The sequence below is a fragment of the Cellvibrio sp. UBA7661 genome, from assembly GCA_002483365.1.
Classification (GTDB): domain Bacteria; phylum Pseudomonadota; class Gammaproteobacteria; order Pseudomonadales; family Cellvibrionaceae; genus Cellvibrio.
The window spans coordinates 12,899-37,195 of record DLHT01000011.1; the positions used below are offsets into that span (position 1 = coordinate 12,899).

Annotated in this window: 25 protein-coding genes; 12 read left to right on the forward strand and 13 right to left on the reverse strand. The window is 46.8% G+C overall.

Annotated elements, in window-relative coordinates; translation table 11 throughout:
- Complete coding sequence (locus tag B2739_RS08860; protein WP_331345506.1) at nucleotides 1-1,182, reverse strand: CvpA family protein; 1,182 nt, start codon at nucleotides 1,180-1,182, stop codon at nucleotides 1-3.
- 534 nt (nucleotides 1,183-1,716) lie between these two features.
- Here B2739_RS08860 and B2739_RS08865 point away from each other — a divergent pair.
- The 9 genes from B2739_RS08865 to B2739_RS08905 all read left to right on the forward strand — a co-directional run bounded on the left by B2739_RS08865 (nucleotide 1,717) and on the right by B2739_RS08905 (nucleotide 11,359).
- Nucleotides 1,717-2,832 (forward strand): phosphoserine transaminase, encoded by a 1,116-nt coding sequence (locus B2739_RS08865; protein ID WP_331345507.1) that lies wholly within the window; start codon nucleotides 1,717-1,719, stop codon nucleotides 2,830-2,832.
- 71 nt (nucleotides 2,833-2,903) lie between these two features.
- Entirely contained in the window at nucleotides 2,904-4,079 is a 1,176-nt protein-coding gene (locus B2739_RS08870; RefSeq protein WP_331345508.1) for a phosphoglycerate dehydrogenase, read from the forward strand.
- A 31-nt stretch (nucleotides 4,080-4,110) separates the two neighbouring features.
- Nucleotides 4,111-4,422 carry a YqfO family protein gene (locus B2739_RS08875; RefSeq protein ID WP_331345509.1) on the forward strand — a complete coding sequence of 104 codons (312 nt, stop codon included), beginning with the start codon at nucleotides 4,111-4,113 and terminating at the stop codon, nucleotides 4,420-4,422.
- A gap of 53 nt (nucleotides 4,423-4,475) precedes the next feature.
- Nucleotides 4,476-5,030 (forward strand): CoA pyrophosphatase, encoded by a 555-nt coding sequence (locus tag B2739_RS08880; RefSeq protein ID WP_331345510.1) that lies wholly within the window; start codon nucleotides 4,476-4,478, stop codon nucleotides 5,028-5,030.
- Nucleotides 5,031-5,217: 187 nt separating this feature from the next.
- Nucleotides 5,218-7,008 carry an acyl-CoA dehydrogenase C-terminal domain-containing protein gene (locus tag B2739_RS08885; RefSeq protein WP_331345511.1) on the forward strand — a complete coding sequence of 597 codons (1,791 nt, stop codon included), beginning with the start codon at nucleotides 5,218-5,220 and terminating at the stop codon, nucleotides 7,006-7,008.
- A 32-nt stretch (nucleotides 7,009-7,040) separates the two neighbouring features.
- Nucleotides 7,041-8,669, forward strand: a complete 1,629-nt coding sequence (locus tag B2739_RS08890; RefSeq protein ID WP_331345512.1) for an AMP-binding protein — start codon at nucleotides 7,041-7,043, stop codon at nucleotides 8,667-8,669.
- Between the two features lie 39 nt (nucleotides 8,670-8,708).
- Nucleotides 8,709-9,695: an SPFH domain-containing protein gene (locus tag B2739_RS08895; protein WP_331345513.1), complete on the forward strand. Its 987-nt coding sequence runs from the start codon at nucleotides 8,709-8,711 to the stop codon at nucleotides 9,693-9,695.
- Nucleotides 9,696-9,711: 16 nt separating this feature from the next.
- Complete coding sequence (locus B2739_RS08900) at nucleotides 9,712-10,179, forward strand: NfeD family protein (protein WP_331345514.1); 468 nt, start codon at nucleotides 9,712-9,714, stop codon at nucleotides 10,177-10,179.
- Nucleotides 10,180-10,213: 34 nt separating this feature from the next.
- On the forward strand, nucleotides 10,214-11,359 hold the full coding sequence (locus B2739_RS08905; RefSeq protein ID WP_331345515.1) for a patatin-like phospholipase family protein: 1,146 nt from the start codon (nucleotides 10,214-10,216) through the stop codon (nucleotides 11,357-11,359).
- 80 nt (nucleotides 11,360-11,439) lie between these two features.
- On the opposite strand, the gene B2739_RS08910 is transcribed toward B2739_RS08905, so the two are convergent.
- Together B2739_RS08910 and B2739_RS08915 are read right to left on the reverse strand one after the other, a co-directional pair.
- Nucleotides 11,440-11,943, reverse strand: a complete 504-nt coding sequence (locus tag B2739_RS08910) for a DUF934 domain-containing protein (protein WP_331345516.1) — start codon at nucleotides 11,941-11,943, stop codon at nucleotides 11,440-11,442.
- Complete coding sequence (locus B2739_RS08915) at nucleotides 11,927-13,591, reverse strand: nitrite/sulfite reductase (RefSeq protein ID WP_331345517.1); 1,665 nt, start codon at nucleotides 13,589-13,591, stop codon at nucleotides 11,927-11,929. Before B2739_RS08915 ends, B2739_RS08910 begins: the two co-directional genes overlap by 17 nt.
- Nucleotides 13,592-13,869: 278 nt before the next feature.
- Here B2739_RS08915 and B2739_RS08920 point away from each other — a divergent pair, with 278 nt between their 5' ends.
- Complete coding sequence (locus tag B2739_RS08920; RefSeq protein ID WP_331345518.1) at nucleotides 13,870-14,535, forward strand: pseudouridine synthase; 666 nt, start codon at nucleotides 13,870-13,872, stop codon at nucleotides 14,533-14,535.
- A 441-nt stretch (nucleotides 14,536-14,976) separates the two neighbouring features.
- On the forward strand, nucleotides 14,977-16,050 hold the full coding sequence (locus B2739_RS08925) for a GGDEF domain-containing protein (RefSeq protein ID WP_331345519.1): 1,074 nt from the start codon (nucleotides 14,977-14,979) through the stop codon (nucleotides 16,048-16,050).
- A gap of 41 nt (nucleotides 16,051-16,091) precedes the next feature.
- Here B2739_RS08925 and B2739_RS08930 read toward each other — a convergent pair whose 3' ends face one another.
- The 10 genes from B2739_RS08930 to B2739_RS08975 all read right to left on the reverse strand — a co-directional run bounded on the left by B2739_RS08930 (nucleotide 16,092) and on the right by B2739_RS08975 (nucleotide 23,123).
- Entirely contained in the window at nucleotides 16,092-17,732 is a 1,641-nt protein-coding gene (locus B2739_RS08930; protein WP_331345520.1) for a cation acetate symporter, read from the reverse strand.
- On the reverse strand, nucleotides 17,729-18,037 hold the full coding sequence (locus B2739_RS08935) for a DUF485 domain-containing protein (protein ID WP_331345521.1): 309 nt from the start codon (nucleotides 18,035-18,037) through the stop codon (nucleotides 17,729-17,731). The genes B2739_RS08930 and B2739_RS08935 overlap by 4 nt, the downstream gene beginning before the upstream one ends.
- 162 nt (nucleotides 18,038-18,199) lie before the next feature.
- Nucleotides 18,200-18,796, reverse strand: coding sequence for a response regulator transcription factor (locus B2739_RS08940; RefSeq protein ID WP_331345522.1), 597 nt, complete (start codon nucleotides 18,794-18,796; stop codon nucleotides 18,200-18,202).
- Nucleotides 18,797-18,800: 4 nt separating this feature from the next.
- Nucleotides 18,801-19,901, reverse strand: a complete 1,101-nt coding sequence (locus B2739_RS08945) for a sensor histidine kinase (protein ID WP_331345523.1) — start codon at nucleotides 19,899-19,901, stop codon at nucleotides 18,801-18,803.
- A gap of 165 nt (nucleotides 19,902-20,066) precedes the next feature.
- Nucleotides 20,067-20,687, reverse strand: coding sequence for a DUF2238 domain-containing protein (locus B2739_RS08950; protein ID WP_331345524.1), 621 nt, complete (start codon nucleotides 20,685-20,687; stop codon nucleotides 20,067-20,069).
- Nucleotides 20,688-20,733: 46 nt separating this feature from the next.
- Nucleotides 20,734-21,408 carry a hypothetical protein gene (locus tag B2739_RS08955; RefSeq protein WP_331345525.1) on the reverse strand — a complete coding sequence of 225 codons (675 nt, stop codon included), beginning with the start codon at nucleotides 21,406-21,408 and terminating at the stop codon, nucleotides 20,734-20,736.
- 48 nt (nucleotides 21,409-21,456) lie between these two features.
- Nucleotides 21,457-21,987 carry a DUF6942 family protein gene (locus B2739_RS08960; protein WP_331345526.1) on the reverse strand — a complete coding sequence of 177 codons (531 nt, stop codon included), beginning with the start codon at nucleotides 21,985-21,987 and terminating at the stop codon, nucleotides 21,457-21,459.
- Complete coding sequence (locus B2739_RS08965; protein ID WP_331345527.1) at nucleotides 21,984-22,457, reverse strand: heme-degrading domain-containing protein; 474 nt, start codon at nucleotides 22,455-22,457, stop codon at nucleotides 21,984-21,986. The genes B2739_RS08960 and B2739_RS08965 overlap by 4 nt, the downstream gene beginning before the upstream one ends.
- A 92-nt stretch (nucleotides 22,458-22,549) precedes the next feature.
- Nucleotides 22,550-22,771: a penicillin-binding protein gene (locus tag B2739_RS08970; RefSeq protein ID WP_331345528.1), complete on the reverse strand. Its 222-nt coding sequence runs from the start codon at nucleotides 22,769-22,771 to the stop codon at nucleotides 22,550-22,552.
- A 70-nt stretch (nucleotides 22,772-22,841) separates the two neighbouring features.
- Nucleotides 22,842-23,123, reverse strand: coding sequence for a hypothetical protein (locus tag B2739_RS08975; RefSeq protein ID WP_331345529.1), 282 nt, complete (start codon nucleotides 23,121-23,123; stop codon nucleotides 22,842-22,844).
- A gap of 332 nt (nucleotides 23,124-23,455) precedes the next feature.
- Between B2739_RS08975 and B2739_RS08980 the strand changes: the two genes are divergently transcribed.
- Complete coding sequence (locus tag B2739_RS08980; protein ID WP_331345530.1) at nucleotides 23,456-24,289, forward strand: hypothetical protein; 834 nt, start codon at nucleotides 23,456-23,458, stop codon at nucleotides 24,287-24,289.
- Nucleotides 24,290-24,297 lie beyond the last annotated feature (8 nt).

Genomic DNA, 24,297 nt, shown 5'->3' on the forward strand with positions numbered 1-24,297 from the left:
TTATTTGGGCTTGTCTGAATAGTGGACTTGCCCTTTATCGTCAGTCCATCGATAGATTGTTGTTGCCGGTTTTTTCTCTTCTTCTACGCGGGGTGTTAGCGGATTATTTTCGTTTGCATCCTGTACTTCATAGTTGCCCATACCGTTTGCGGCAGGGGTATTGTTATCGAAAATAATAGCCGCTAATTGATTGAGTTTCGGATTCGCCAATAAAGGCAATTTGTTGGTTGAATTCAGTTGTTGTTGAAACTCAGGGTCGTTGATGATTGCGATAACACGCGGGTCATGTTTAATTGTCTGCGCACGCCTCCATGCCGTCACCATTTTTTCTGCAGCCACTTGTGAGCCTTCGTCACTGGTTACATCAGATTGTGATAAGAGCGCTTGTACACTGGGATTGTTCATCATTTCCTTGAAGGCCGGATCGCGCATAAGTGCGTGAGTATCGCCAGTGGTAAGAATGGATTGGATTTTCTCATCGGCAATGAGATTTTTCATTTGTCCATTATTGGCCACTTGTTGGACGTGCGAGAGCATGGACTGTGGGTCTTGTACAAAGGCTTTGGTAATTTGTGTAGCGGTTTGGTCATGTAGAGCCAAATCTACGGCTGTTGCTGCTGCGGAGCCTATTAATTTCTTGGCACTGGCTTCAATGAATGAATCATTATGTTGGGCAAGATCCTGAATGCGCGGGACATTTGTAGCCGTTTGACTATTCACTTGCGCCGTTGAATCCACAGCAGATAAATAATCACCGCCACCACTTGAGTGCTGATCGGGAAGTATTGGTGTTTTGGGCGTGAATATCAGGCCAAGGATATACACCGCTAACAATCCGACCAATGCGCCCATCAACACACCGACACCGGCACCGCCGATTTTAGAACCGACGTTGATGGCGTCGCTTTCGGGAATCAAACGGGCAATACCACTCAACAATAAGCTCACCAACAGACTGACCAGTAAAAAGATACCTGTCCCAGCGATGAAATACACAATCAGTCCGTCCAACGCAGTGTGCTGCATCAATAATCCCGCAACAGGCTTGGTAAAAATAATTGCCGCCGGGTAGGCCACTATCCAGCCCAAAATGCGGGTGATGGAGCTAATAAATCCTTTCTGATAGCCGCGCCAGGTAAAAAAGGCGAGCAGCCCAAAGAAGACGATAGTGGTAATAGACATGTCCGGTTCCTTATCGAGGGCGCGAAGATCAAAAATGAGTTGCGCAGATTATTGTGCATTCTCGCACTGACACGATAGCGGAGACTGACGAATTCGTTAACCACGTTTGTGGATCGCGCTTTCACTATGTTTAGCTGCAGATCATTAAATAGACATAATGTTTATGAAAATTATTTGACAGCGCTGTCATCAAGGATTACATTATTAACCATTGATCAAGTGTCCTTACTCGGAGTGCAGTCCGGGGGAGCGCAAATGGTTAATGGTCTCTCACCGTCGATGTCTGGTTGATGCATCGACGTCTCCCTGCGCCTTCTGGATTCCAGAAGGCTTTTTTTTGTCTGCTAATTCCGTGCGATGCGCTTTTTACGGGCGATTAACTTGTTGCTGGCTAGGTTATTTGATGCGTAGCTGGCATAATCGGCACCCCCGATTTTTCCGGGTTTGCCTTTGTGAGCATTCAAGGCGAGCCCTGTGTGGCGGGCACTGTCAGTCAACTGGCGGCCCGCTTTTCCTGTCAGCTAGAGGATTACCATGAAGCCAGCAGTAAAACCCCGCAATCCCAATTTCTCGTCTGGTCCTTGCAGCAAGCGTCCGGGTTACAGTTTGGATCAATTAGATGTCTCTACCTTGGGGCGCTCGCACCGTTCCACTATCGGTAAAGCGGCATTGCAGCGCGCATGTGAGGATACGGCTGAATTGCTTGGTTTACCGGAAGGCTACCGCGTCGGTGTGGTTCCCGGCTCGGATACCGGTGCAGTGGAGATGGCCATGTGGTCGCTGCTCGGCCAACGCGGAGTAGATATTCTGCAATGGGAATCCTTCGGTAAAGGCTGGCTGAGCGATGCCACCAAAGAATTGAAGTTAACAGTAAATGCGCATGAAGCGGATTACGGTCTGCTGCCTGATTTGTCCAAAGTGAATTTCGATAACGACGTTATCTTCACCTGGAACGGTACTACCTCGGGTGTGAAAGTGCCTAATGGCGACTGGATTCCTGCCGATCGCAAAGGTTTAACCATTTGTGATGCAACATCTGCTGTGTTTGCGATGGAAATGCCATGGGATAAGCTCGACGTTATTACCTACAGCTGGCAGAAAGTGTTAGGCGGTGAAGGTGCGCACGGCATGTTGATTTTGAGCCCGCGTGCCGTTGAGCGTTTGGAAACCTACAAGCCAAGCTGGCCAATGCCAAAATTATTCCGTATGACCAGCGGTGGTAAGTTGCAAGAAGGCATTTTCAAAGGCGATACCATTAATACACCTTCTATGCTGGCAGTGGCCGATTATTTGGATGCACTGGATTGGGTCCGTGCAATCGGCGGCGTTAAAGAAACTATCGCCCGTTCCAACGCTAACCTTGAGGTATTGAAAAAGTTTGTTGCAGCGAATGATTGGATTGATTTTCTGGCACAAACGCCGGAAACCCTGTCAAACACCTCTGTATGTTTCACCTTGAAAGCAACACCGGATCAGGTAAAAGCTATGATCAAGCTGCTCGATAAAGAAGGTGTTGCTTACGACATCGGCGCTTACCGCGATGCGCCACCAGGGTTGCGTATCTGGTGTGGTGCTACTGTAGATGCTGCCGATCTTGAAGCGGTACTGCCTTGGCTGACATGGGCTTATAACGAAGCCACCGCTGCTTGATGAATTGATATTGATCGAATCAGGCCGTGTTTTTACACGGCCTTTTTGTTCGCCGACTTGAGGAAGAGACCATGTTTAAAATAAAAACCTACAACGCTATTTCAGTAAAAGGCTTAAACCGTTTTCCGCGCGACAAATATGAAGTTGCCAGCGATATTGGCGCACCGGATGCCTACATCCTGCGCAGCCACAAATTACACGGCGAGCCGCTGCCTGAATCCGTAAAAGCCGTTGCACGTGCAGGTGCGGGTACCAACAATGTGCCTGTCGAGGAATACACCAAAAAAGGCGTAGTGGTATTCAATTCTCCTGGTGCCAATGCGAACGCGGTAAAAGAATTGGTGCTTGCAGGTATGTTGCTCGGTTCGCGTGGAATTGTGTCGGGCATGCAGTATGTGAATGGTTTAACACACATGACTGATGCGGACGAAATGTCAAAATTGCTGGAAAAAGAAAAATCCAATTTTGCCGGTATGGAAATTCAAGGTAAAACGCTGGGTATTGTCGGATTGGGAGCAATCGGCTCCTTGATTGCCGATGCTGCACTTGCGTTAGGCATGAATGTCGTTGGTTTTGATCCTGCATTATCCGTTGAAGCTGCATGGCGTTTGCCAAATCAGGTTGGCCGTATGGAAAACCTGCAATCGTTACTGGCTCGTTCTGATTTCATCACTTTACACGTCCCGGCCATTCCACAAACCAAACACCTTATTAATGCTGATACGTTAAAAGTGTGCAAGAAGGGCGCAGTGTTGTTGAATTTCGCACGTGAAGCCATTGTGGATGCGCACGCAGTTGTCGAAAGTCTGAATGCAGGTCACTTGGGCAAATATATTTGCGATTTCCCTGAGCCGATTTTATTGAATCGCCCCGATGTATTGGCGATGCCGCACATCGGCGCGAGCACGGAAGAAGCGGAAGAAAACTGCGCGATCATGGCAGCAGACCAGTTGGTGGATTATCTTGAAAATGGCAACATCAAAAATTCAGTAAATTTCCCGGCAGTGGCTATGGATCGCAACCAAGGCATTGGCTCGCGCATTACTTTCTCGAATGAGAATGTGTCAGGTGTACTGGGGCACGTGCTGTCTGTGTTGGCCGACCATAAAGTCAACGTGGTCGACATGGTTAACAAAAGCCGCGGTGATGTTGCCTACAACATTATCGATGTAGAGCAAGTAGCATCAGCAGCCGTTGTTGATGCGCTGAGCAAAGTCGAACATGTGATCGCGGTGCGGGTCATTTAATCTTTATTATCAACATGGCGGGGCAAAGTAGATGTACAAATTGGTCTTCTTTGTCCCCGAAGCTTATCTTGAACCAGTAAAAGCGGCGGTGTTTGCCGCTGGTGCTGGCCGTATCGGCAATTACGACCAGTGTTGCTGGCAAATGTGTGGGCAAGGGCAATTTCGCCCCTTGGTTGGTTCATCTCCACACATAGGGCAACCTGACAGGTTGGAAGCCTTACCTGAATATCGGGTTGAAATGGTTTGTGCTGACGACTACATTCAACAAGTAATACTTGCATTGCGCGCGGCGCATCCTTATGAAGAACCTGCATTTGATGCGTGGCGTTTAGCTGATTTTTAATCCAGTGGTGCAACGATAACTCCAGCGCTACAACGATAAGCCCGGTAGGTGCAATGATGTTTGATGTTCTTGCACAGAAGTTACATCCCACTCCCCAAACTGCCATAAGTACTCCCCAAGCGGCAGTGTTGATTCTGATTAGCCAGGGCGAAAGTCCATCTATCCTGTACACCAAAAGAGCCATGCATTTGCGTAATCACCCGGGAGAAGTCTGCTTTCCCGGTGGTATGTGGGAGCCTGGTGACCGGGATTTATCCGTAACAGCCTTGCGTGAGACATGTGAGGAGATTGGCTTGCCGGCATCTGAAGCTCGTTTGTTGGGCAGTCTTCCGCAATTTCATACTCGCGCCGGTACACCGGTAACCCCTTTTATCGCCAGTTTTGATCACTCATTTCCGCTGCGCCCATCTGATGCAGAATTAGACAGTATTTTCATGGTTCCGCTGGCAGATTTCCGTCGTGGTATCCAGGTCAGGGTGGATAGGTTTGAGCGGCATGGCCGGGTGTTCGAAGCACCGGCTTATCATTATCAAGGGTATGAAATTTGGGGCTTTACTGCCGTGGTCACTGCGCAATTGCTGCATTTGCTGGCAAGTATTGATAGTTAAGCACGATGGGAATTCTTGTCGCACCAAACTTTCTGTTCTTGAATTGCTGAAAAATGCAACTATTTGACATAACGGTTTTATCTGCCAAGATGGCAAACATAACAAGATAACCAGCTAAGGCGACAAACTGCACGATTTGTTGCTTTTTATTATTCACATCTCAATGGCTGTTGCCGGGTGATTAAGGATGAATACTTACAAAACCCCGTTGCGCGATATTGACTTCACCCTGTTTGAATTATTCGATTACTCCCATCATTGCCGGGCTATAGGTCAGGGTTCTCTTGATCAGGGGTTGGTCAATGCCCTGTTTGATGAGGCGGCCAGGTTCGCTGAAGAAGTTATCGCCCCCTTGGGCGCTGTCGGCGATCAGGTAGGCTGCGAATTAAAAGAAGGAAGTGTGATTACTCCGCCGGGATTCAAAAAAGCCTACACGGATTATTGCTCAGCAGGCTGGCCAAGTTTATCGCGGGCATTGGCCTATGGTGGTCAGGGTTTACCGCAATCATTGGGAGTGATCCTGAGCGAGATTATGGGCACGCCTAACTGGGCGTGGGGAATGTATGCCGGTCTTTCCCAAGGTGCCATGCATACCATCGAAACCCATGGTACTGACGAACAAAAACAGCGCTACTTGCCTTCATTAATTTCCGGTCGCTGGACGGGAACTATGTGTTTGACAGAGGCTCATGCGGGCAGTGATTTAGGCTTGTTGCGCACGCGCGCAGTACTTCAGCAGGATGGGAGCTACCGGATTACAGGTACCAAGATTTTTATTTCATCCGGCGATCATGATCTTACCGATAATATTATCCATATTGTTCTCGCACGGCTTCCCGATGCTCCGGCAGGCACCAAAGGTATTTCATTATTTATTGTGCCCAAAATGCTGACAGCAGCGGATGGTTCGATTATTCAGGCGAACTCGGTCAGTTGTGGTGCACTCGAAACCAAAATGGGCATACATGGCAATGCAACCTGTATGTTGAATTTTGATGGTGCGCAAGGCTGGTTGTTGGGAGAGGTAAATAAAGGCCTCAACCATATGTTCACTTTTATGAATTTGGCGCGGATTGGCTCAGGTTTACAGGGGCTTGCCCATGCAGAGCTTGGCTATCAAGTCGCTCGCCGCTATGCCCATGAACGCTTGCAAATGCGCTCCCTGAGTGGCGTCAAGAAGCCTGATGCGGAGGCAGATCCAATCATTGTTCATCCTGATGTACGCCGTATGCTGCTCACTCAAAAAGCCTTGTCGGAAGGGCTGCGTATGCTGGGATATTTCGCCAGCATCACCATGGATCTCAGCCAGCATGCTGCAAGTGGAGATGAACAGCAAAAAGCAGCGGATTTATTAGGGCTGTTAACTCCCATCGTTAAAGCATTCAGCACCGAAGCCGGTTTCGAATCAGCTAACCTTGCCCTGCAATGTTTGGGTGGGCATGGCTATATCCGTGAGTGGGGGCTGGAGCAAAACCTGCGTGACTGCCGTATTGCAACAATTTATGAGGGGACAACAGGTATTCAGGCGTTGGATTTATTGGGGCGCAAGATTTTGGCAGGAGGCGGGCACTGTCTTGAGCCTTTGGTCGGTGAGATTAACCAGCTTTGTCTCTTGTGTAAGGGCGATGTGCAATTAGCTGCACATGCGGAACAATTGGCTACACTCAGTTCAGAGTGGCAAGCATTGACTCGGATGATTGGCGAACGGGCACAGATGAATCCGGATGAGATAGGCGCTGCTGCGGTAGATTATCTACTGTATTCGGGCTATCTTGTGTTGGCATTTTTGTGGCTTAAGGCGCAGCGTTTAGCTGTAGAGCAATTAACCGGGTCTACCGTCAACCCCGGGTTTTATCACGCAAAAATAGCAACGGCCAACTTTTATTTTGCACGCATTTTGCCGCGCACATTTGGCTTGAAGAAAGCGATAGAGTCGGGCGCGGATAATTTGATGACCCTTGCTGGCGATCATTTTTAATATTGCACAATAACGATAGTGGAGACTTTTCAATGTCACTGGATTACAACAGAACTCTCACAGATGTTTTTTCGGAATCCTGTAAAAAATTCGCTGACAAAAATGCATTTACTTGCATGGATCACACGTTGACTTACGCCGAGTTAGATCGTTTATCTGCGCGTTTTGCGGCGTATCTGCAGCAGTTCACCCAATTGAAGCCTGGCGATCGGATCGCAGTTCAATTGCCGAATATTTTGCAATATCCCGTTGTTGTTTTTGGTGCGTTGCGTGCAGGTATGGTTGTAGTAAATACCAACCCACTTTATACCCCTCACGAAATCAAACATCAGCTCAATGATTCGGGTGCGAAAGCGTTAGTGGTATTGGCAAATATTGCCAAAAATGCGGCGGCCATTATCGCTGAAACGGGGGTTGAGCAGGTCATAGTGACAGAGCTTGCAGATTTACATAAACCGTTCAAACGCATGCTGATTAATTTTGTCGTCAAGCACGTTAAAAAAATGGTTCCACCTTTTTATTTTCCGCAACAAATTACGCTCAACAAAGCGCTGGCATTAGCCTCTGCCCCTGCACAAACGGTTAGTCAATCACCCGATGATGTTGCTGTTTTGCAGTACACAGGCGGTACTACCGGCGTCGCGAAAGGTGCAATGCTTACCCATCGCAATCTTGTTGCAAATATGACTCAATTAAATGAGCGGATGAAAGACGTATTTCGTCCAGCGCAAGAATTTTATGTGGCTCCATTACCTCTCTATCACATTTATTCATTCACGATTCACTGCACATCAGCTGTCGCACTGGGCAATCACAATTTATTGATCCCCAATCCGCGCGATATTCCCGCTTTTGTCAAAGCGTTGAAAGGAAAGCCGTTCACATTTTTTGTGGGCTTAAATACATTGTTTAACGCGCTGTTGCGCAATGGTGACTTTCGACAATTGGATTTCAGTCATTTGCGACTCACCTGTTCCGGAGGTATGGCGTTAACTGCAGAAACAACCAAAAACTGGACTGAGTTGACCAAAGCGCCTATCAGTGAAGGATATGGTCTGACGGAAACATCGCCTGTGGTTTCCAATAATCCACTTGAGAACGTGCAATACGGAACGGTGGGTTTACCGCTGATCGATACTGAATGCAAAGTGATTGATGATGCAGGCAATAGTTTGCCAACAGGTGAATCGGGTGAGCTGTGTGTACGTGGCCCGCAAGTGATGAAAGGCTATTGGCAGCGCCCTGATGCAACTGCAGAAGTAATGGATGCAGAAGGCTGGTTTAAAACCGGTGATATCGCACAGTTACAACCTGACGGTTACATAAAAATTGTTGATCGCAAAAAAGACATGATTAATGTCAGTGGGTTTAAAGTGTTTCCTAATGAAGTTGAAGATGAATTAAGTACTCATCCGGATATTATAGAGGTTGCTGTTGTTGGCGTTCCTGATGGTGAAGGCAGTGAAATAGTTAAAGCCTTTATCGTTACAGCGAATGAAAACTTGACTGTCGATGATGTGCGTAAATTTGCCAAGGAAACATTGACGGCCTACAAAGTCCCTCACCTCATCGAATTCCGCAAGGAGCTACCCAAAACAAACGTCGGTAAAATTTTGCGTCGAGAGTTGCGCGATCACGAAATAGAAAAAGCAAAAAAATAATCGCCCACAAAATCTGCTGTAAAAAAATAGGAAAAACGTATGGAAATTCTTTTGGGAATTATTACCAGCCCGGCTTTCTGGGTTGCAGTGGTACTGCTTTATACTTTAAAAAAAGGGATTCATTTTGTTCCTCAAAATAGAGGCTATGTTATTTATCGTTTTGGGAAGTACACAAAAACCTTAAGTTCAGGGTTGAATTTTATTGTGCCGTTTGTTGAGTCGGTCGAGGCGGATCGCAACTTAAAAGAGCAGACATTATTAATTCCCCAGCAATCAGCCATTACCAAAGATAACATCGCCATTATGATTGATGGTGTATTGTTTATTAAGGTTATCGATGCCGCTGCTGCGACGAACAATATTACCGATTACAAACTCGCTTGCACACAATTAGCAATGACCTCTATGCGTAATGCTATTGGTTCTATGGAGCTTGATGACTGTTTCCAAAATCGTTCAGCGATCAATGCAAAAATTCAGGATGCAATGCAATCAGCAACCCAGCCGTGGGGATTGATCGTGTTGCGTTTTGAATTGTTGGAAATTGCTATCCCTCCTTCAATTAAAGAAGACATGGAAAAACAAATGACTGCAGAACGTCAAAAACGCTCTGCAATTCTAACGGCAGAAGGCGAAAAAATTGCAGCCATTACCACTGCAGAAGGTCAAAAGCAGGCTCGTGTCTTGGATGCGGAAGCTGCAAAGGCAGAGCAGGTTCTTGCTGCAGAGGCGAGCAAAGAAGCACAAATTCTTGAAGCTGCAGGTAAAGCAGAAGCTATTCGCTTGGTGGCTATTGCTGAAGCAGAAGCCTTAACCACAATTGGTAAATCTGCATCGACAGAAGAGGGGCAAAAAGCGGTCATATTAAATTTGGCGCAAGGTGCTATTGCAGCGCACAAAGCGATTGCGCATGAAAGCACTGTGGTGCTATCCGATGGAAAAACCAGCGACAACATTGTAAATACTGTGGCACAGGCGATGGCGGTTTCTTCTGCGGTTAATCTCACACACGCACCGCGCGCGTGAAGGTGAGGGGATTAACATGAGTGGGTTGGTTGATTACTTTATTCAAAATCAGGATTTTCTTCTTTATTCGATTGCCGGTGTCTGTCTTGTGCTGGAGTTAGGTGTGCTCGGTATGAGTGGACCTTTATTGTTTCTCGCACTTGGTTGCTTTTTAACGGGTGTGTTGGTTTCGCTGGGGGCTATCACCGGTTGGGAGTTGCAAGTGCTCAGCGTGGGGCTGCTCTCTGCAATAGTGGCTGCGCTTCTGTGGAGACCATTAAAAAAATTTCAGAATGCAGGTTCCGGTCGTGATACAAGCAGTGACATGATTGGAAAAGTTCTACCTGTAACCCAATCTATTACGCGTGATCAAGGAAGCGTCAGTTATTCAGGGATTGATTGGGCTGCGCGGCTGGATACTGGATGCACTCAAATCATCGATCCCGGTCAACGCGCGCGTGTTGTTGCTGTTGACGGCTCGTTATTATTGGTCAAACCAGAATAATGTTTATTCGCTGTTTGGAACGCTCGTCGCATTTATGAAAACAGCTCTTATTTTATCCGGTGGCGGTGCGCGTGCTGCTTATCAGGTAGGTGTACTCCAGGCGCTTGCAGAAATATTACCTGACGATTGTGAAAATCCATTTCCAATTATTTGTGGCACCTCTGCTGGTGCAATTAATGCGCTGGCGATTGCTGCACACAAGGGTAATTTCAAATCAGCTGCGAATGCGCTGGCACACATGTGGAAAAATCTCGACATAGGTCAGGTGTATCAATACGGATGGGGCGATATTCTTAAAGGCGTAGGTTATGTCGGATTATCGTTGTTCAACCACGGTATTGGCCATAGCCGCCCTTTGTCCCTTTTGGATAATGGTCCACTATGGAATTTATTAGGGTCAAAAATTCACTTCGAAAATCTGGGAGCTGCAATTAACAGCGGGAAGCTGCACGCGGTTAGTATCTCAGCAATGGGATACACATCAGGACATTCGGTTAGTTTTTTTCAAGGGCATCCAGATTTACAAGGTTGGTCCCGTTATAGGCGCAGTGGTGTTGCTACCCAGTTGCGTCTTGAACACTTGCTTGCTTCATCCGCAATACCCACAATTTTTCCTGCTGTGCGCATTAATCGTGAATATTTTGGTGATGGCGCATTACGTCAATTAGCACCCTTGAGTTCTGCTTTGCATCTGGGAGCCGAGGCTTTGTTTGTCGTTGGGGTGAGTGGTAACCTCAGCTCAGCAAAAGCGAATCGCCGTGTGCCTTTGCGTCATTCGCCTTCGATGGGCCAAATAATAGGGCATCTTTTCAATAGCGCGTTTGTGGATGCATTGGAAGGTGATTTGGAGCATTTGCAGCGAATGAATGAGTTGCTGAAATTAATTCCAAATGAAACGTTGAAAGCAAACAATATTTATTTGCGCCCTGTCGATAATATGGTCATTTCGCCTAGTTTACCGATTGATGGTATTGCAGGGCGCAATGTGCGCTATTTACCGAAAAGCTTGCGTTTCTTTTTACGTACGATTGGTGCGACCGCAAAAGGTGGCGGTGCAACCGCAGCAAGTTATTTGTTATTTTCTAATGAATTTATTACTGAAATGATTGAATTAGGGCGAGAAGATACCTTGGCGGAAGCAGAAAATATCCGCACCTTCTTTGCAAAAGACCCAGCATAACGTGCAATAAAAAAACGCCGCTGTTGTTATTGCAGCGGCGTTCGTTTTTAAGTGACAATGATTTTTCTGCGCACTAATTGTTAAGCTCTACGGCGGAACAACGGTAGTGGTTGATCAACAGAGGCCTGATAATACTCCTGAAAATCAGTAAGCGATTTCACTGCTTCTTCCAGATTCGCATCCGGATTCGCAAACGCAAATGCGTTCACCCCACAGCGGCGCAAATAGCATAATTGGTCGCGAATAAAATTACCCACTGCACGCAATTCGCCGCTAAAGCCATAACGCTCACGCAACAAGCGTGCTGTAGAAAACGCGCGTCCATCCATAAACAGCGGAAAGTTAACCCCGATTACCGCAAAACGGTTGGCATCACTACCAATTAATTCTGCGCCTTCATCACTATCGAGCCACACGCCAATATCAGTGCGATTTTGCAGCTGTTCTTTTTGTGCGATCCAGACAGACGCTGGAACAATCACTTGCCCGGCAGGTACTTCTACCGCGGCGGCATCACCTTCTGCTTTGGTAAGCAGTGCCCAGGTGTTTTCGACGATAGCGCCGTCTTTAATTAGCTTTGGCATAAACTTTCTCCTTGAAGGGAGCTGCGCCTATACGGCGATAGGTATCAATAAATAATTCTTCATCGGTGCGGTTGGCAACGTACACATCGACAATTTTCTGGATCACAGTGGGCATGTCATCTGCACCAAATGATGGGCCGAGTACATCACCGAGCGAGGCATCGTTGCTCGCATTACCGCCTAATTGCACTTGATAGAATTCTTTACCGGATTTATCCACGCCTAAAATACCGATGTGGCCTACATGGTGATGGCCGCAGGCGTTCATACAACCGGAAATATTCAGATCGATATCGCCCAGATCATAGACATAATCCAGATCGTCAAATTGACGTTGGATGGCTTCTGCAATCGGGATGGATTTTGCGTTTGCCAGCGAACAGAAATCGCCACCGGGGCAGCAAATGATATCGGTAATGGTGCCGATATTGGGTGTGGCAAAACCTGCAGCCTTACACGCCTGCCAGAGTGCAAACAGCTCGGTTTTTTTCACGTCAGCCAATACAATATTTTGTTCGTGTGTGGTGCGTGCTTCACCAAAACTGAATCGGTCTGCAAGGTCGGCAATGACTTCCAATTGGCTATCGGTGATGTCACCTGGCGCAACGCCGGTTGGCTTGAGCGATAAGGTTACTGCGGCGTAGCCAGGAATTTTGTGCTCACGCACATTGCGTTGTAGCCATTTGCTAAAGGCAATGCTATCGGCTGCCTGGGCATCCACAGTCGCTTGCGCAGCGGCGTTATCGATGGTTTCGTAAGCGGGGGCAGTGAAGAAACTTTTTGCGCGCTCAATTTCTGCTTGCGTTAGTTTGTTATTGCCGTCTTTCACATGTTGCCATTCGTTTTCGACTTTTTGAGCGAACACTTCAGGGGTCAGGGCGCGGACTAAAATTTTGATACGCGCTTTGTATTTGTTATCGCGACGACCGTACAGGTTGTACACGCGCAAAATCGCTTCCAGATAAGAAAGCAAATCGGCTTCCGGCAAATAATCACGGATCGCAACACCGATTACAGGTGTCCGGCCCAAACCGCCACCCACGTACACCTTAAAGCCGACTTCGCCCTTGTCGTTCAATACCAGTTGTAAACCAATATCGTGTACCTGTACGGCAGCGCGATCTTGTTTGGAGCCGCTTACTGCAATTTTGAATTTGCGTGGCAGGAAAGCGAATTCGGGGTGGAAGCTTGACCATTGGCGAATAATTTCGCAGTAGGGGCGCGGGTCGATGATTTCATCGGGTGCGACACCGGCAAACTGGTCTGAGGTGGTATTGCGGATGCAGTTACCACTGGACTGGGTGCCGTGCATACCGACATCTGCCAGCTCTGACAAAATATCGGGTACTTCGGTTAAGTCTGGCCAGTTGTATTGGATATTCTGACGGGTACTGACATGGCAGTAGCCTTTGTCGTAATGACGGGCGATGTGGGCCAACTTACGCAGTTGCTTTGAGTTAACCATGCCGTAAGGCACGTTGATCCGCAGCATCGGCGCCAAGCGTTGGATATAAAGACCATTCTGCAAACGCAAAGGGAGGAATTGTTCCGGCGGCAGCTCTCCTGCAAGAAAGCGCTCCGTTTGACCACGGAATTGGGCGATGCGCTGGCGCAATATGCTGTTGTCGTACTCGTCGTAGATATACATTAAGTCAGATACCTATCATTTAAGAAAAACATGTAATAAAAACATTTAGTAAAAGCCACCACGGAATGGCGCTGTAGGCTAAAAATAAGGCGCGCAGGATACAGGAAAAGCCCCGTTCCGGCGAGTTTTGCGGCGGCAAAATAGCAGTAGGTGGTGCTGATGTGAACAATCCTTTCAGACTAAGATTGTTCCTTTAGGTTATGACGCGCAAGGATATTGTCGTTCTACTGGTATCATGCTGCTATTCATTTTTTGTCTATCCATTATCGATTTCATTTATGCAAGCAGACATTGACCAGCTATTTATCCTTCCTCCCTGCGAAGGGCAGATTGCAGTATTGCAAGAAGAGCAGGATTTTCTGCTGATTAATAAACCCACGCGCTTGCTCAGCGTACCGGGGCGGCACCCGCAAAATCGCGATTCAGTCATCAGCCGGTTGGAGGTTGATTACCCGGGGGTGAGCATTGTCCATCGTCTGGATTTTGATACCTCGGGCGTGATGGTGATTCCGCGCAACAAGCGAGCGTTGTCTGATATCAGCAAGCAATTCCAGGCGCGCAGTGTCAGCAAGCATTACACCGCGGTAGTGGCAGGGTTTATAGCGCAAGATGAAGGCGTGATCGATCTGCCAATCGCCGCAGGTGAGGGGCCAAAATATAAAATTTGCCAGCAAACCGGCAAGCCATCGCTCACCGAATACCAAGTGCTTGCGCGCGATGAAAAAGCCCATACGACACGCGTACTCCTGCACCCCATCACTGGTCGCTCACACCAATTGCGCTTGCACTTGCAAGCGATAGGGCACCCGATTCTCGGCTGTGAGTTTTATGCTGGGGAATTTGCTCAGGCGGCGAGTCGTTTATTGCTGCACGCGACAGATTTATCGTTCACTCATCCTGTTACTGGTGAGCCAGTATTTATATCCAGCCAGCCGGAATTTTAATCCACCATTGAGTGCTTTCAGCGTTACGGCACTGGCGAAAAAACCCGTCACACGCAATTCTGTCATGCGCGTAAATATCGCGAAGGCACCTATGCGGCGCGGGTATTTTTCCGCGATGAGCCAAGCTATGGCCCCGATGGTGATGAAGTTATCCAAACTTTCTACACCATCAGTCCGTTAAAGGCACCAATGGATAAACATTACAGCGAAGCTGATTTTGAATACTTACCCAACGGCGGCTGGGGTGAAAATGTGAATTTTGCCTTCACCCTGCGGGCTCTAATAACTGCTGTGGAATCGGACAGGGACTTGTCCGATTAGCGGTAGACAAGCGCTTGTCATTTTGCCTTGAAGCTTTAAGATACGGCACTTCACTCAACATGTGCCCGGTACTTTGCAATCATGCATCTGCCGCAGGGTAACGGCTTACACAGGGAATAAATGCAACAGCTACCGATTGATGAGCGCGCGTTTTATCGTGGAGTGCTCACGCTGCTTTTGCTGACTGCGTTTATCGCGTCAGCGACAAGTGTTTTACATTATCTCGAGCCAGAACCGGAACTGATGGATCTAGTGGTGCCGCCTATAGCGGCACTTATCAATATAGGGCTTGTAATTTGGTTGCGCTATCGCCCCAAAAGTATTTTGTCTGTCATATATTCAGCTATAAGCGTCGGGATTGTCGCGCTTTCATTGCCTGCATGGTATTACAGCTTACGGGCGTTCTATTCGCCTGATGTTTTGCTTGTCGATATATTCCCTCCTATCTCTTCCTTGATCATTGTTTTGATTGTGCTGGTAATGATCATGCTGCCGCCGCGTAGGGCATTTCTACTTATGCTGCTAGCGTGGGGATTAAATGCCGTTCCGATATTAAGTTACTTAATTGTTCATCAAGACGAACTCTGGACGCCGCGCGGTCAGGAAATGTTTATGAGCTACGGTCTGGTGATTTTGTTGCTATTGGTTTTATTGCCATTTCAGCAGCGGGCTCGTTTGCAAATAGAACGGTTACAAAACGATAACTCGCACATGCATAGTTTGGCTGAGCGCGATGCATTGACACAGCAATACAATCGCTGGGGCGGGCAGCAACTGCTCGATGATTTTATGCGCAGCGAAAGCCGCGGTAGCATCATTATGTTAGATATAGACCACTTCAAGTTGATCAACGACACGCATGGACATTTGATTGGTGATAGCGTGTTGAAACAATTTGCTGCGCGCGTCAATGGCGCATTGCGTAGCGATGGTCATTTGATTCGATGGGGAGGGGAGGAATTTCTGGTGTTGATTCGCGGTATTGATGACAGGGATGCCTGCATAGTTGCCGAGCGTGTGCGTTCAGCCATCAATGGCGATGCTTTTCCGCCTGTAGGCAAAATCACCGCATCCGCAGGTGTGGCCTCGCGCAGAGACAAAGACAATGACACATTAGAGAAGTTACTTGCGCGTGCTGATAAAGCACTGTACGAAGCAAAATTAAATGGCCGCGATCAGGTGGCCTATCAATAAATAGATGAATGCATCCTGTTGGATGCATTCATAAGTTGACATCAATGTTGCGAAGCTTCAGCAGCCCCAATGCCGGTTTGCGAGCGAACAAATTGCGCATCAAATGCGGCTTGTTCACTTGCAGCAGTTGCTGATTTATCGGTGATAGAGAAAAACCAAATACCGATAAACGCAATGCTCACCGAAAAAATTGCGGGATATTTGTAAGGGAATATCGCCTCGGTAAATCCGAATGCATCCACCCAGACGGTTGGGCCGAGTACCACCAACACGACGGCGGTGAACAATCCCAAACCACCGCCGATCACGGCACCGCGTGTGGTGAGTTTGCGCCAATACATGCTGAGCAACAAAATAGGAAAGTTGGCACTGGCGGCAACGCAGAACGCAAGGCCAACCATGAAGGCGACATTTTGTTTTTCAAACACAATGCCGAGTAATACCGCAATCACACCCAAACAAATGGTCGCGATACGCGATGCACGGATTTCTTTTTTCTCATCGCGCTCGCCTTTTAATACCAGCGTTGCATAAAGGTCATGGGAGATTGCGCTTGAACCTGCCAGCGTTAAACCCGATACCACCGCAAGAATAGTCGCAAACGCCACGGCGGAAATGAAGCCGAGCAATACATCGCCCCCCAGTGCTTGCGATAAATGGATAGCGGCCATGTTGGCACCACCGATCAAAGCGCCGTCAGTAAAATAGGCGGGGTTTTTGAGCAGCAAAATAATCGCACCGAAACCGATAATAAACGTGAGAATGTAGAAGTAGCCGATAAATCCGGTTGCGTAGAACACCGAGCGACGCGCTTGCACTGCATCTTTCACGGTGAAGAAACGCATCAAAATGTGCGGCAAACCAGCGGTGCCGAACATCAGGGCGATGCCGAGAGAAATAGCAGAAATAGGATCACTGACCAGTGTGCCGGGAGCCATGATGGCGTTGGCCTTTGAGTGAACTTTTACGGCCTCGGCAAATAAATTTTCAAAACTGAAACCGAATTGATACATCACCAAAAACGCCATGAGTGATGCACCTGACAATAATAAAACTGCTTTGATCAATTGTACCCAAGTGGTTGCGAGCATGCCGCCGAAGGTAACGTACAGTGTCATCAGTACACCGACGATAATAACGGCAACCTCGTAAGGCAAACCAAATAATAATTCAATGAGTTTTCCTGCACCCACCATTTGCGCGATCAAATAAAAAATCACGGTGACGAGCGAGCCACTTGCCGCGAGTATGCGAATGGGTTTTTGTTGCAAACGAAAAGAGGCAACATCGGCAAAGGTATATTTGCCTAAATTGCGCAAGGGTTCGGCGATCAATACCAACACAATCGGCCAACCGACTAAAAATCCGATCGCGTAAATCAAACCATCAAAACCGGATGTATACACCAAACCGGCAATCCCGAGAAAAGACGCCGCAGACATATAATCGCCTGCAATCGCCAACCCATTTTGAAAGCCGGTAATCCCGCCGCCAGCGGCATAAAAATCACTGGCGGTTTTTGTGCGGCGTGCAGCCCAGTAAGTAATGCCGAGTGTCACGGCGACAAACGCCAAAAACATCAGAATTGCTGTGACATTCATGCTGCTTGAGCCAGTTGCTTGTGCCCATGCGCAAGTTGCCATGGCGGAAAGGATAAGTGCGACAGGGGCATTGTATTTCACGATGCATCTCCTGCTTTTTTCACGATTGATTGCGTAAGGGGTTCAAGCACACGGTTTGCGTAGTACACATAAATCCCTGTGATCACCATACAAAATACAATCACGCCCAAGCCAAGCGCCATGCCGATTGAGGTCACGCCATCGCCAATGGGTTCACCAAGGGTGGATGGGTGAAATGCAATAGTGAGGATTAGTGCGAAATAAACAGCAATGGTTGCCAGTGATAATGGCCACATGATTTTTTTGCGGGCACGGGTCAGGGCAGCGTATTCCGGCAATTGCCGGATCGAGTCAGGATTGCTCATGGGTTTCCCTTTTTGTCGGTTATTGTTGCTATTGTCAGTAAGATAATTGGAGCGGATAGATCGATCAGGTGCTATCTGTGCCCGATTCTAGCAGTCAATCCAAGGTTTCAGGAATAGCAAAAAAGGAAACTTAACATTTCTGGTATACAAGTGTTGCCGGTGTTAAATCCAACCCTTTTGGCGGGCGATACGCGCGGCATCTACACGGTTCACCGCATGGAGTTTTGCAATCGCTTCAGAGAGGTAGTTGCGCACGGTGCCTTCTGACAAGCACAAGACAGTGGCAATTTCAGCAGTGGTTTTTCCTTCGGCTGCCAAACGCAGGGCGCGCCGTTCTTTATCGTTGAGTGGATCGCTTTCACCTAATGCCATCATGGCCAGTTCACCATCGATCACACGCTTGCCGTCCATCACTTTATAAATCGCCTGGATCAATTGTTCGGATGGAGCATCCTTCAATAAAAAACCTGCCACACCCATATCGATAGCGCGGCGGATATAACCTGCACGGCCAAAAGTAGTAATGATGATGGTTTTCGTCTGCAACTTTTGTTGCAACACCCATTGCGCCAATTCAAGGCCGGAGCGGCCGGGCATTTCAATGTCGGTGAGCAAAATATCGTAGCTGTTTTGTTTCATCAGCAGCCAGGCGCGGTCACCATCTTCTGCCTGGGTAATTTCAAAACCATTTTCCATGCTGAGCAATGCGGCCAATGCACCGCGCACCATGGATTGATCTTCGGCTAATAATATTTTCATGGTGTTATGACCCTTGCTGGTGCAGCTCATTGCGCGGTAACGAAATGATAAATTCACAACCTTTGTTAACAGATGATTGCAAGTCACCCATTAGCGCATTCAAACGCTCTTGTATGCCTTGTAATCCATTGCCGGGAACCAGTGATTTCACATCGCCGTTGTCGCGCATGCAGACCAAAATTTTATCGTCGTTTTGACGAAATTCGATCTGGCAATGGTTGCCTTTGCTATGGCGCAGTACATTCGTTGTTAATTCTGTAAGCGCTAAAATAATGGCGGTTTCTGCACGCGGGGTCAGATGGGGAATATCGCCCTGTAGCTCCACTAAAAACCCTTTTTGCCGCAGTTTGTCACACAGCTCCATGACTTCACCGGAAAGCCCGCGATGTTTGTAACCCGATACGGTTTGACGCACCAGGCTTAAGCTGTTGCGCGCAATTTGGTGCAATTCCGACAAATGTTGTTTCGCTTGCTCTTGTTTGTCCTGGGTTAATAATTTCTCAGCCAATTCTGCTTTCAGTGCGATGCTGGATAAGGTGTGGCCAAGAATATCGTGCAGGTCTCGTGCAATACGTTCGCGTTCGGCAATCACCGCAAGCTGTTCAATTTCCTGATAGCTTTTTTGTTGGCTGATGCGTGCTTCCAAACGTAATTTTTCAACATATCCGATAATGCCGATAGTGATGAGGCCTGACAGCGCCGGAAATGCGAAATAGGGCAGCGGGTATTTAAAATAAAAGTGCATTCCGATAATCATGAATGTGAGAAACGCAGTAACTGCTAACCAAATTTTGGTGCGATAAGAAAACCCGACCAGAAATCCGACATAAGAAAAAAATGTGCCTGAACCCGGGGTGTAAGGTGTGATCGCCAGAGCGAGCAATGAAATGCCCAGAATGGGTTTCCATACCTGTTGGGGGCTAAGTGTAATTGCCCATAAATACAATGAAACAAATAAAAAATACGCACCGACCAATAGCGTTTTGCCGAATGGTGTCAGTGGCATGTAATACACGGGGAAAAAATACCAAAGACTAAAGACCAGCCAAACCCAAGATTTGGCTGAATAAATTGAGCCTGCGCAATGTTCAGGATGGTTGTTCATAGAGGAACCGTACAGATTATGCGTAACAGAAAACGGAATATTACCAGTTTGGTTTGCGAATGGAGCTTCTGCCAGCAGGAAAGTCACCAGTGTGCGGTGACAATTGTCAGCGCAATGCCGTCACGCCGGCAGTGCGCTGTTTGGTATGCAGTTAGCGATGCGATATCAAGCGAGCTTGCGCAATTGGGCGTCGTGCAAGCGGGTAAAAAAGGCGAGGGCACACAGGCTGCCGATCAATGCCATAAACATATCCGATTGGGTATCCCATTGGTCGCCCTGGGTGCCCAGGAACTCATCCGCTCCTTGCCCCATTGCTACCGCCGCCGCCCATTCAATCAACTCATAGGTCGCGCTAATTGCCAATACGATACACACAATAATAAACGCGAGCATTTTGGCACCTTTAACAATCTGGTGGCGGATTAAAATTTCCCGCGCAATAAGTGCAGGTGCAAAGCCTTGAAAAAAATGCCCGAGCTTGTCATAGGGATTGCGTGCTAAATCAAACCACTCCTGAACTGCAAAACCTAATGGCACGCGCGCATAGGTATAAGTGCCACCCATAATTAGAATTAGTCCGTGTAAAAAAATACACCAGTAGATCAAGGTGGTTAGTGGAAATTTTTTATAGGTTAACCAAAGAATGGGAACCGCAATCAACACTGGCAAGACCTCCATTAACCAGGTGAGACGGTCATAAGGTTGCCATCCGGATAACGCTAGCGCAGTCGCGGTTGCTGCCAACATAAAAACAAGTAATGGTGTTTGGCTGTGTGTCAGTGTCATTGCGTGTTCCCAGTGTCAAAAATGCAATATAAGTGTTTGATGAATATTAATCGGTAAAACTTTTCAGGTTATTGATTTGCACGGATAGGATATTCCCCTGCGGGTCTATTGTATAAGTCGTCGTCTCATCAATAATGTTAGCTTCCGGATCGAGTGTTTGGGTGCGCACAATAAAATTCAGGTTGCCTTTGTCGGCTTTTTCCGTTCGCCAACTTCCTGCAGAAAATGCAATATTGTTATCGCAACTAAAGCCAGGCATGGAATCTTTATCGCCTAACTTTACCTGGTTGGGTAAATGATAGGGTGACAGCGACGTACATATAATTCGCGGCCCCATACCGCTGCGCGTGACCGATAACTGGAATGAAATTACATTTTTAGTTGCGGTGTCAAAATAGCTGGTGGATTCCCATGTCGGTGCAGCCATAGTGCTGCTACCAAAACGCGATTCTTTTACGACAAAGTGACGGTACTGAGGAGTTACCAGAACGCCATTAACGACGGTCTCTTGCTGGTTTTTGATGTAAAGATCCGCAAATCCGGTCTTGTCGGATTCCATGAGCTCTGTTGCGTATACTTTGCCAGCCGTCAGGCTGGTCACGTTCTCCAGACTAAAAGAGGTATTGGTGTAACCATCATCTTTTGGAGGATCATTTTTCTTGTCTCCCCCGTCACCGCAACCTATTAATAAGAGTGGGATTAAAAAAACACTTTTATTCATTTCCTTTCTCCATGTGATGGATAAACCGATTGCCAATATAGGCTTTGGTTAGGTGCTTTGCAATTCGCTCCAGCCCGATTCTGAATGCATAATGGCTATGAGTTTTTCTATTCGTTCATTAGAGAGTTGGCGGTAATCCGGATAGGGCGCAACAATGAGACGCAGCTCTTTGTTGATAGCAAAATAGTTATCAAGCCACACCAAGGGCGGTAAATTTAAGTAAGCGGCGTAGGTTTTTCCGGCGATGATGTGAATGGTTTTTGTGTTGCGATTTAAATCAGGCGCACTAAATAAAAGCGCCTCCTGTGAATGTGACTGAAATAATTCAAGATCACGATAAGCTTGCCATGTGTTAGGCAAATCTTTGCGGCCTTGCCTTTTATGCCAATCAAACAATAACTTTGCATACACATTAAATGCTTTGCGCCAGTGATTGCTGGTGTGTTTCACAATATGCGCCAGCTCGCCTGCAGCTAAACCACGCAGCTCGTTCATCACCGGATAATCGTCTAGCGGCGGGCGGTTGGCGATGTAGAAATTGATGTTGCTGCTGGTTGAGTCGAGCCCGATTGGTTTCATTTTGTTTGTTGGCGAACAATGTCGCGCATGGCATCAACCGCTAATTGATGATCGGTTTCCTGTGGTAAACCGGATACTGTCACTGCGCCAATAATTCCACCGTTTTTAATACGGATGGGAAACGAACCGCCGTGCGCACAATATTCTTTGGGGTCTACATAAGGGATGGTTTCAAATTCGCGGTTTTTGGATGCGTTGTATTGCCCCAGATAATAAGAGCTGTTGCCAAAACGTATGACTGCTTGCCGTTTGCGGCGTATCCAATCTTGCTGATCTTTCGATGTTCCCGGCATGGCATAACTAAAAACCACTTGTTCAAATGCGTAGACTTCAATCGATACCGATGCAGAAATCTTTTCCGCACCCAGCCTGATTAAATTACCCAACTCCCACGCCGTGGCATTATTAAAGTGGTGAAGTTGCAGTTCGTCTTCCTGGGCTAAAAGTTCTTTTAGAATTTCATTGTTCATAATCTGTTTGTTCCGGATCGTTTTACAGGCTGTGCCGTGCTGGCCATTATTCCCAATGCCTGCATTTAATAATCAATTAGAAGAGACTGGCATTAATAAGAAGAGTTCGGTGTGATGTCGGGATTAATTTCACCATACACTTCTTCCGGATCTATCCCGCTCATCAGCAATGTTTCGCGCACGGTTTGAATATGGTCAAGCACGGTTTGGTATCTATCACCGTATTCGTATTTGTTTACCTCAATCGCTTTAGGCATATAACAAAACGCAATTTTTAAGGCTTCAATCAGCTCGTCATGTGTTGCTTCACTCATAGCGTGCTCCAAGTAGGTTGGTGGTGAGGAACGAACCCCAACAGAGGTTTTTCAGGGTGGTAATAATTAATTATTGATCCCAATTTTTAAAAGCAGCATACATGACTCCAATCCCGAATAGGGATATGGCTAGCGCAATAAAAAAAGCTGCTGCCCCATTTGCTTCCCAGCCAACTCGCCAATCACTACCATGGGCAATAACTTCACCGATTAATAGGCTTTTTAAGCCATATATGAAAATCATCAAGCCCAATAGACCAACAAAAATAGTTTCCAACTTTTTATTCTTCGTTGATTTTATTTTGTTTTGATTGGTCTTGTTGGACGGTTTTTTGGATTTCGGTGTTCTCATTCATTTCCCTATGTGTTTTGTTAAGGATAATTTTATTGTTTCTTTCATCGCGGAGTGATTGAAAGCCTTCGCTTAACTCGTCGAACAGGTTGCGTTTCATTGGGCACCTCTGGCGCATCTTGAATATTTTAAAATATACGCGCGGTGCGTATACATGGCAAGAGTAGGTTGCGGCGGGCTGCGCAGGCTGAGGAGCAAACCCCAACAGCGATTTGTCGGGTTTGATAAATAATGATTTGTTTCTCGTTGGAGGGTTTGATGGTATGGTCATTGTTTTAACGCGTCAACAGTTATGAGTCATTTCAAATCCATAATTAAAGAAGGAAATTAGAATGGGTGAATATGCATCTATGCTAAATAAGCGGGTTAATACATGGGGGGCAACAACAGGATACTGTGCAATTTGCAGATCGTTTGGTCAATTGACACAGGACCATGTTCCTCCAAAAGGATGTGGAAATGTAAAGGATGTGACTTTGCAAACTCTGCTTCAGCATATGGTGCGTTCAAAAATAAAGCGGCACTCGCAGCATGGCGTGCAATTCAGAACCTTATGTTCAAACTGTAACAATAATTTGCTTGGTGCTCGTTATGATCCTGAGCTTATACGTTTATATAATTCTGTATCTGAGCTGGGGGATAAGGTAAGGCAAAACAAAACTTATTTACCTCGGAATTTCTTCTGTGAAATAAAACCTCAACGGTTAGTGAGAGCTGTTGTTGGTCACCTTTTGGCGGCACATTCCATTAACTTTCTGTCAAATGGCGATAAGTTACCCCCATTTTATGATTCTTTGTCTAAGTATTTTCTTGGTGAGTCAGAACATTTTCCCGAGAATATAGAAATTTATTATTGGTTTTATCCATATAGGTCATATAAGGTTGCTAAGTCTACTGCAGTGGCATCCTTGTCATGGAGTGGTTATCTATTTGGAGATGTTATTAAATTTTTTCCTGTTGCGTTTTGGCTGGTTATGGATAAGCCAGCGCATATTAATATCCCTCATAATCTACTTTTAGTGGATAAAACTATGGATATCGATTCAAAGGTCGAGTTTCAACTAAATCTCAAAAATACACCTAATGTAAATTATCCTGAGATGCCTGATAAAGACGGAATTATTTTGATGTCGGAGGATGCTTCTAGCGTTGGTTTTCAAAAGTAATTCTATTT

What these genes read in the sequence shown, in the direction of transcription:
- B2739_RS08860 (WP_331345506.1), bottom strand. Translation starts at nt 1,182, where the DNA reads ATGTCTATTACCACTATCGTCTTCTTTGGGCTGCTCGCCTTTTTTACC.
- B2739_RS08865 (WP_331345507.1), top strand. Translation starts at nt 1,717, where the DNA reads ATGAAGCCAGCAGTAAAACCCCGCAATCCCAATTTCTCGTCTGGTCCT.
- B2739_RS08870 (WP_331345508.1), top strand. Translation starts at nt 2,904, where the DNA reads ATGTTTAAAATAAAAACCTACAACGCTATTTCAGTAAAAGGCTTAAAC.
- B2739_RS08875 (WP_331345509.1), top strand. Translation starts at nt 4,111, where the DNA reads ATGTACAAATTGGTCTTCTTTGTCCCCGAAGCTTATCTTGAACCAGTA.
- B2739_RS08880 (WP_331345510.1), top strand. Translation starts at nt 4,476, where the DNA reads ATGATGTTTGATGTTCTTGCACAGAAGTTACATCCCACTCCCCAAACT.
- B2739_RS08885 (WP_331345511.1), top strand. Translation starts at nt 5,218, where the DNA reads ATGAATACTTACAAAACCCCGTTGCGCGATATTGACTTCACCCTGTTT.
- B2739_RS08890 (WP_331345512.1), top strand. Translation starts at nt 7,041, where the DNA reads ATGTCACTGGATTACAACAGAACTCTCACAGATGTTTTTTCGGAATCC.
- B2739_RS08895 (WP_331345513.1), top strand. Translation starts at nt 8,709, where the DNA reads ATGGAAATTCTTTTGGGAATTATTACCAGCCCGGCTTTCTGGGTTGCA.
- B2739_RS08900 (WP_331345514.1), top strand. Translation starts at nt 9,712, where the DNA reads ATGAGTGGGTTGGTTGATTACTTTATTCAAAATCAGGATTTTCTTCTT.
- B2739_RS08905 (WP_331345515.1), top strand. Translation starts at nt 10,214, where the DNA reads ATGAAAACAGCTCTTATTTTATCCGGTGGCGGTGCGCGTGCTGCTTAT.
- B2739_RS08910 (WP_331345516.1), bottom strand. Translation starts at nt 11,943, where the DNA reads ATGCCAAAGCTAATTAAAGACGGCGCTATCGTCGAAAACACCTGGGCA.
- B2739_RS08915 (WP_331345517.1), bottom strand. Translation starts at nt 13,591, where the DNA reads ATGTATATCTACGACGAGTACGACAACAGCATATTGCGCCAGCGCATC.
- B2739_RS08920 (WP_331345518.1), top strand. Translation starts at nt 13,870, where the DNA reads ATGCAAGCAGACATTGACCAGCTATTTATCCTTCCTCCCTGCGAAGGG.
- B2739_RS08925 (WP_331345519.1), top strand. Translation starts at nt 14,977, where the DNA reads ATGCAACAGCTACCGATTGATGAGCGCGCGTTTTATCGTGGAGTGCTC.
- B2739_RS08935 (WP_331345521.1), bottom strand. Translation starts at nt 18,037, where the DNA reads ATGAGCAATCCTGACTCGATCCGGCAATTGCCGGAATACGCTGCCCTG.
- B2739_RS08940 (WP_331345522.1), bottom strand. Translation starts at nt 18,796, where the DNA reads ATGAAAATATTATTAGCCGAAGATCAATCCATGGTGCGCGGTGCATTG.
- B2739_RS08945 (WP_331345523.1), bottom strand. Translation starts at nt 19,901, where the DNA reads ATGAACAACCATCCTGAACATTGCGCAGGCTCAATTTATTCAGCCAAA.
- B2739_RS08950 (WP_331345524.1), bottom strand. Translation starts at nt 20,687, where the DNA reads ATGACACTGACACACAGCCAAACACCATTACTTGTTTTTATGTTGGCA.
- B2739_RS08955 (WP_331345525.1), bottom strand. Translation starts at nt 21,408, where the DNA reads ATGAATAAAAGTGTTTTTTTAATCCCACTCTTATTAATAGGTTGCGGT.
- B2739_RS08960 (WP_331345526.1), bottom strand. Translation starts at nt 21,987, where the DNA reads ATGAAACCAATCGGGCTCGACTCAACCAGCAGCAACATCAATTTCTAC.
- B2739_RS08965 (WP_331345527.1), bottom strand. Translation starts at nt 22,457, where the DNA reads ATGAACAATGAAATTCTAAAAGAACTTTTAGCCCAGGAAGACGAACTG.
- B2739_RS08970 (WP_331345528.1), bottom strand. Translation starts at nt 22,771, where the DNA reads ATGAGTGAAGCAACACATGACGAGCTGATTGAAGCCTTAAAAATTGCG.
- B2739_RS08975 (WP_331345529.1), bottom strand. Translation starts at nt 23,123, where the DNA reads ATGAGAACACCGAAATCCAAAAAACCGTCCAACAAGACCAATCAAAAC.
- B2739_RS08980 (WP_331345530.1), top strand. Translation starts at nt 23,456, where the DNA reads ATGGGTGAATATGCATCTATGCTAAATAAGCGGGTTAATACATGGGGG.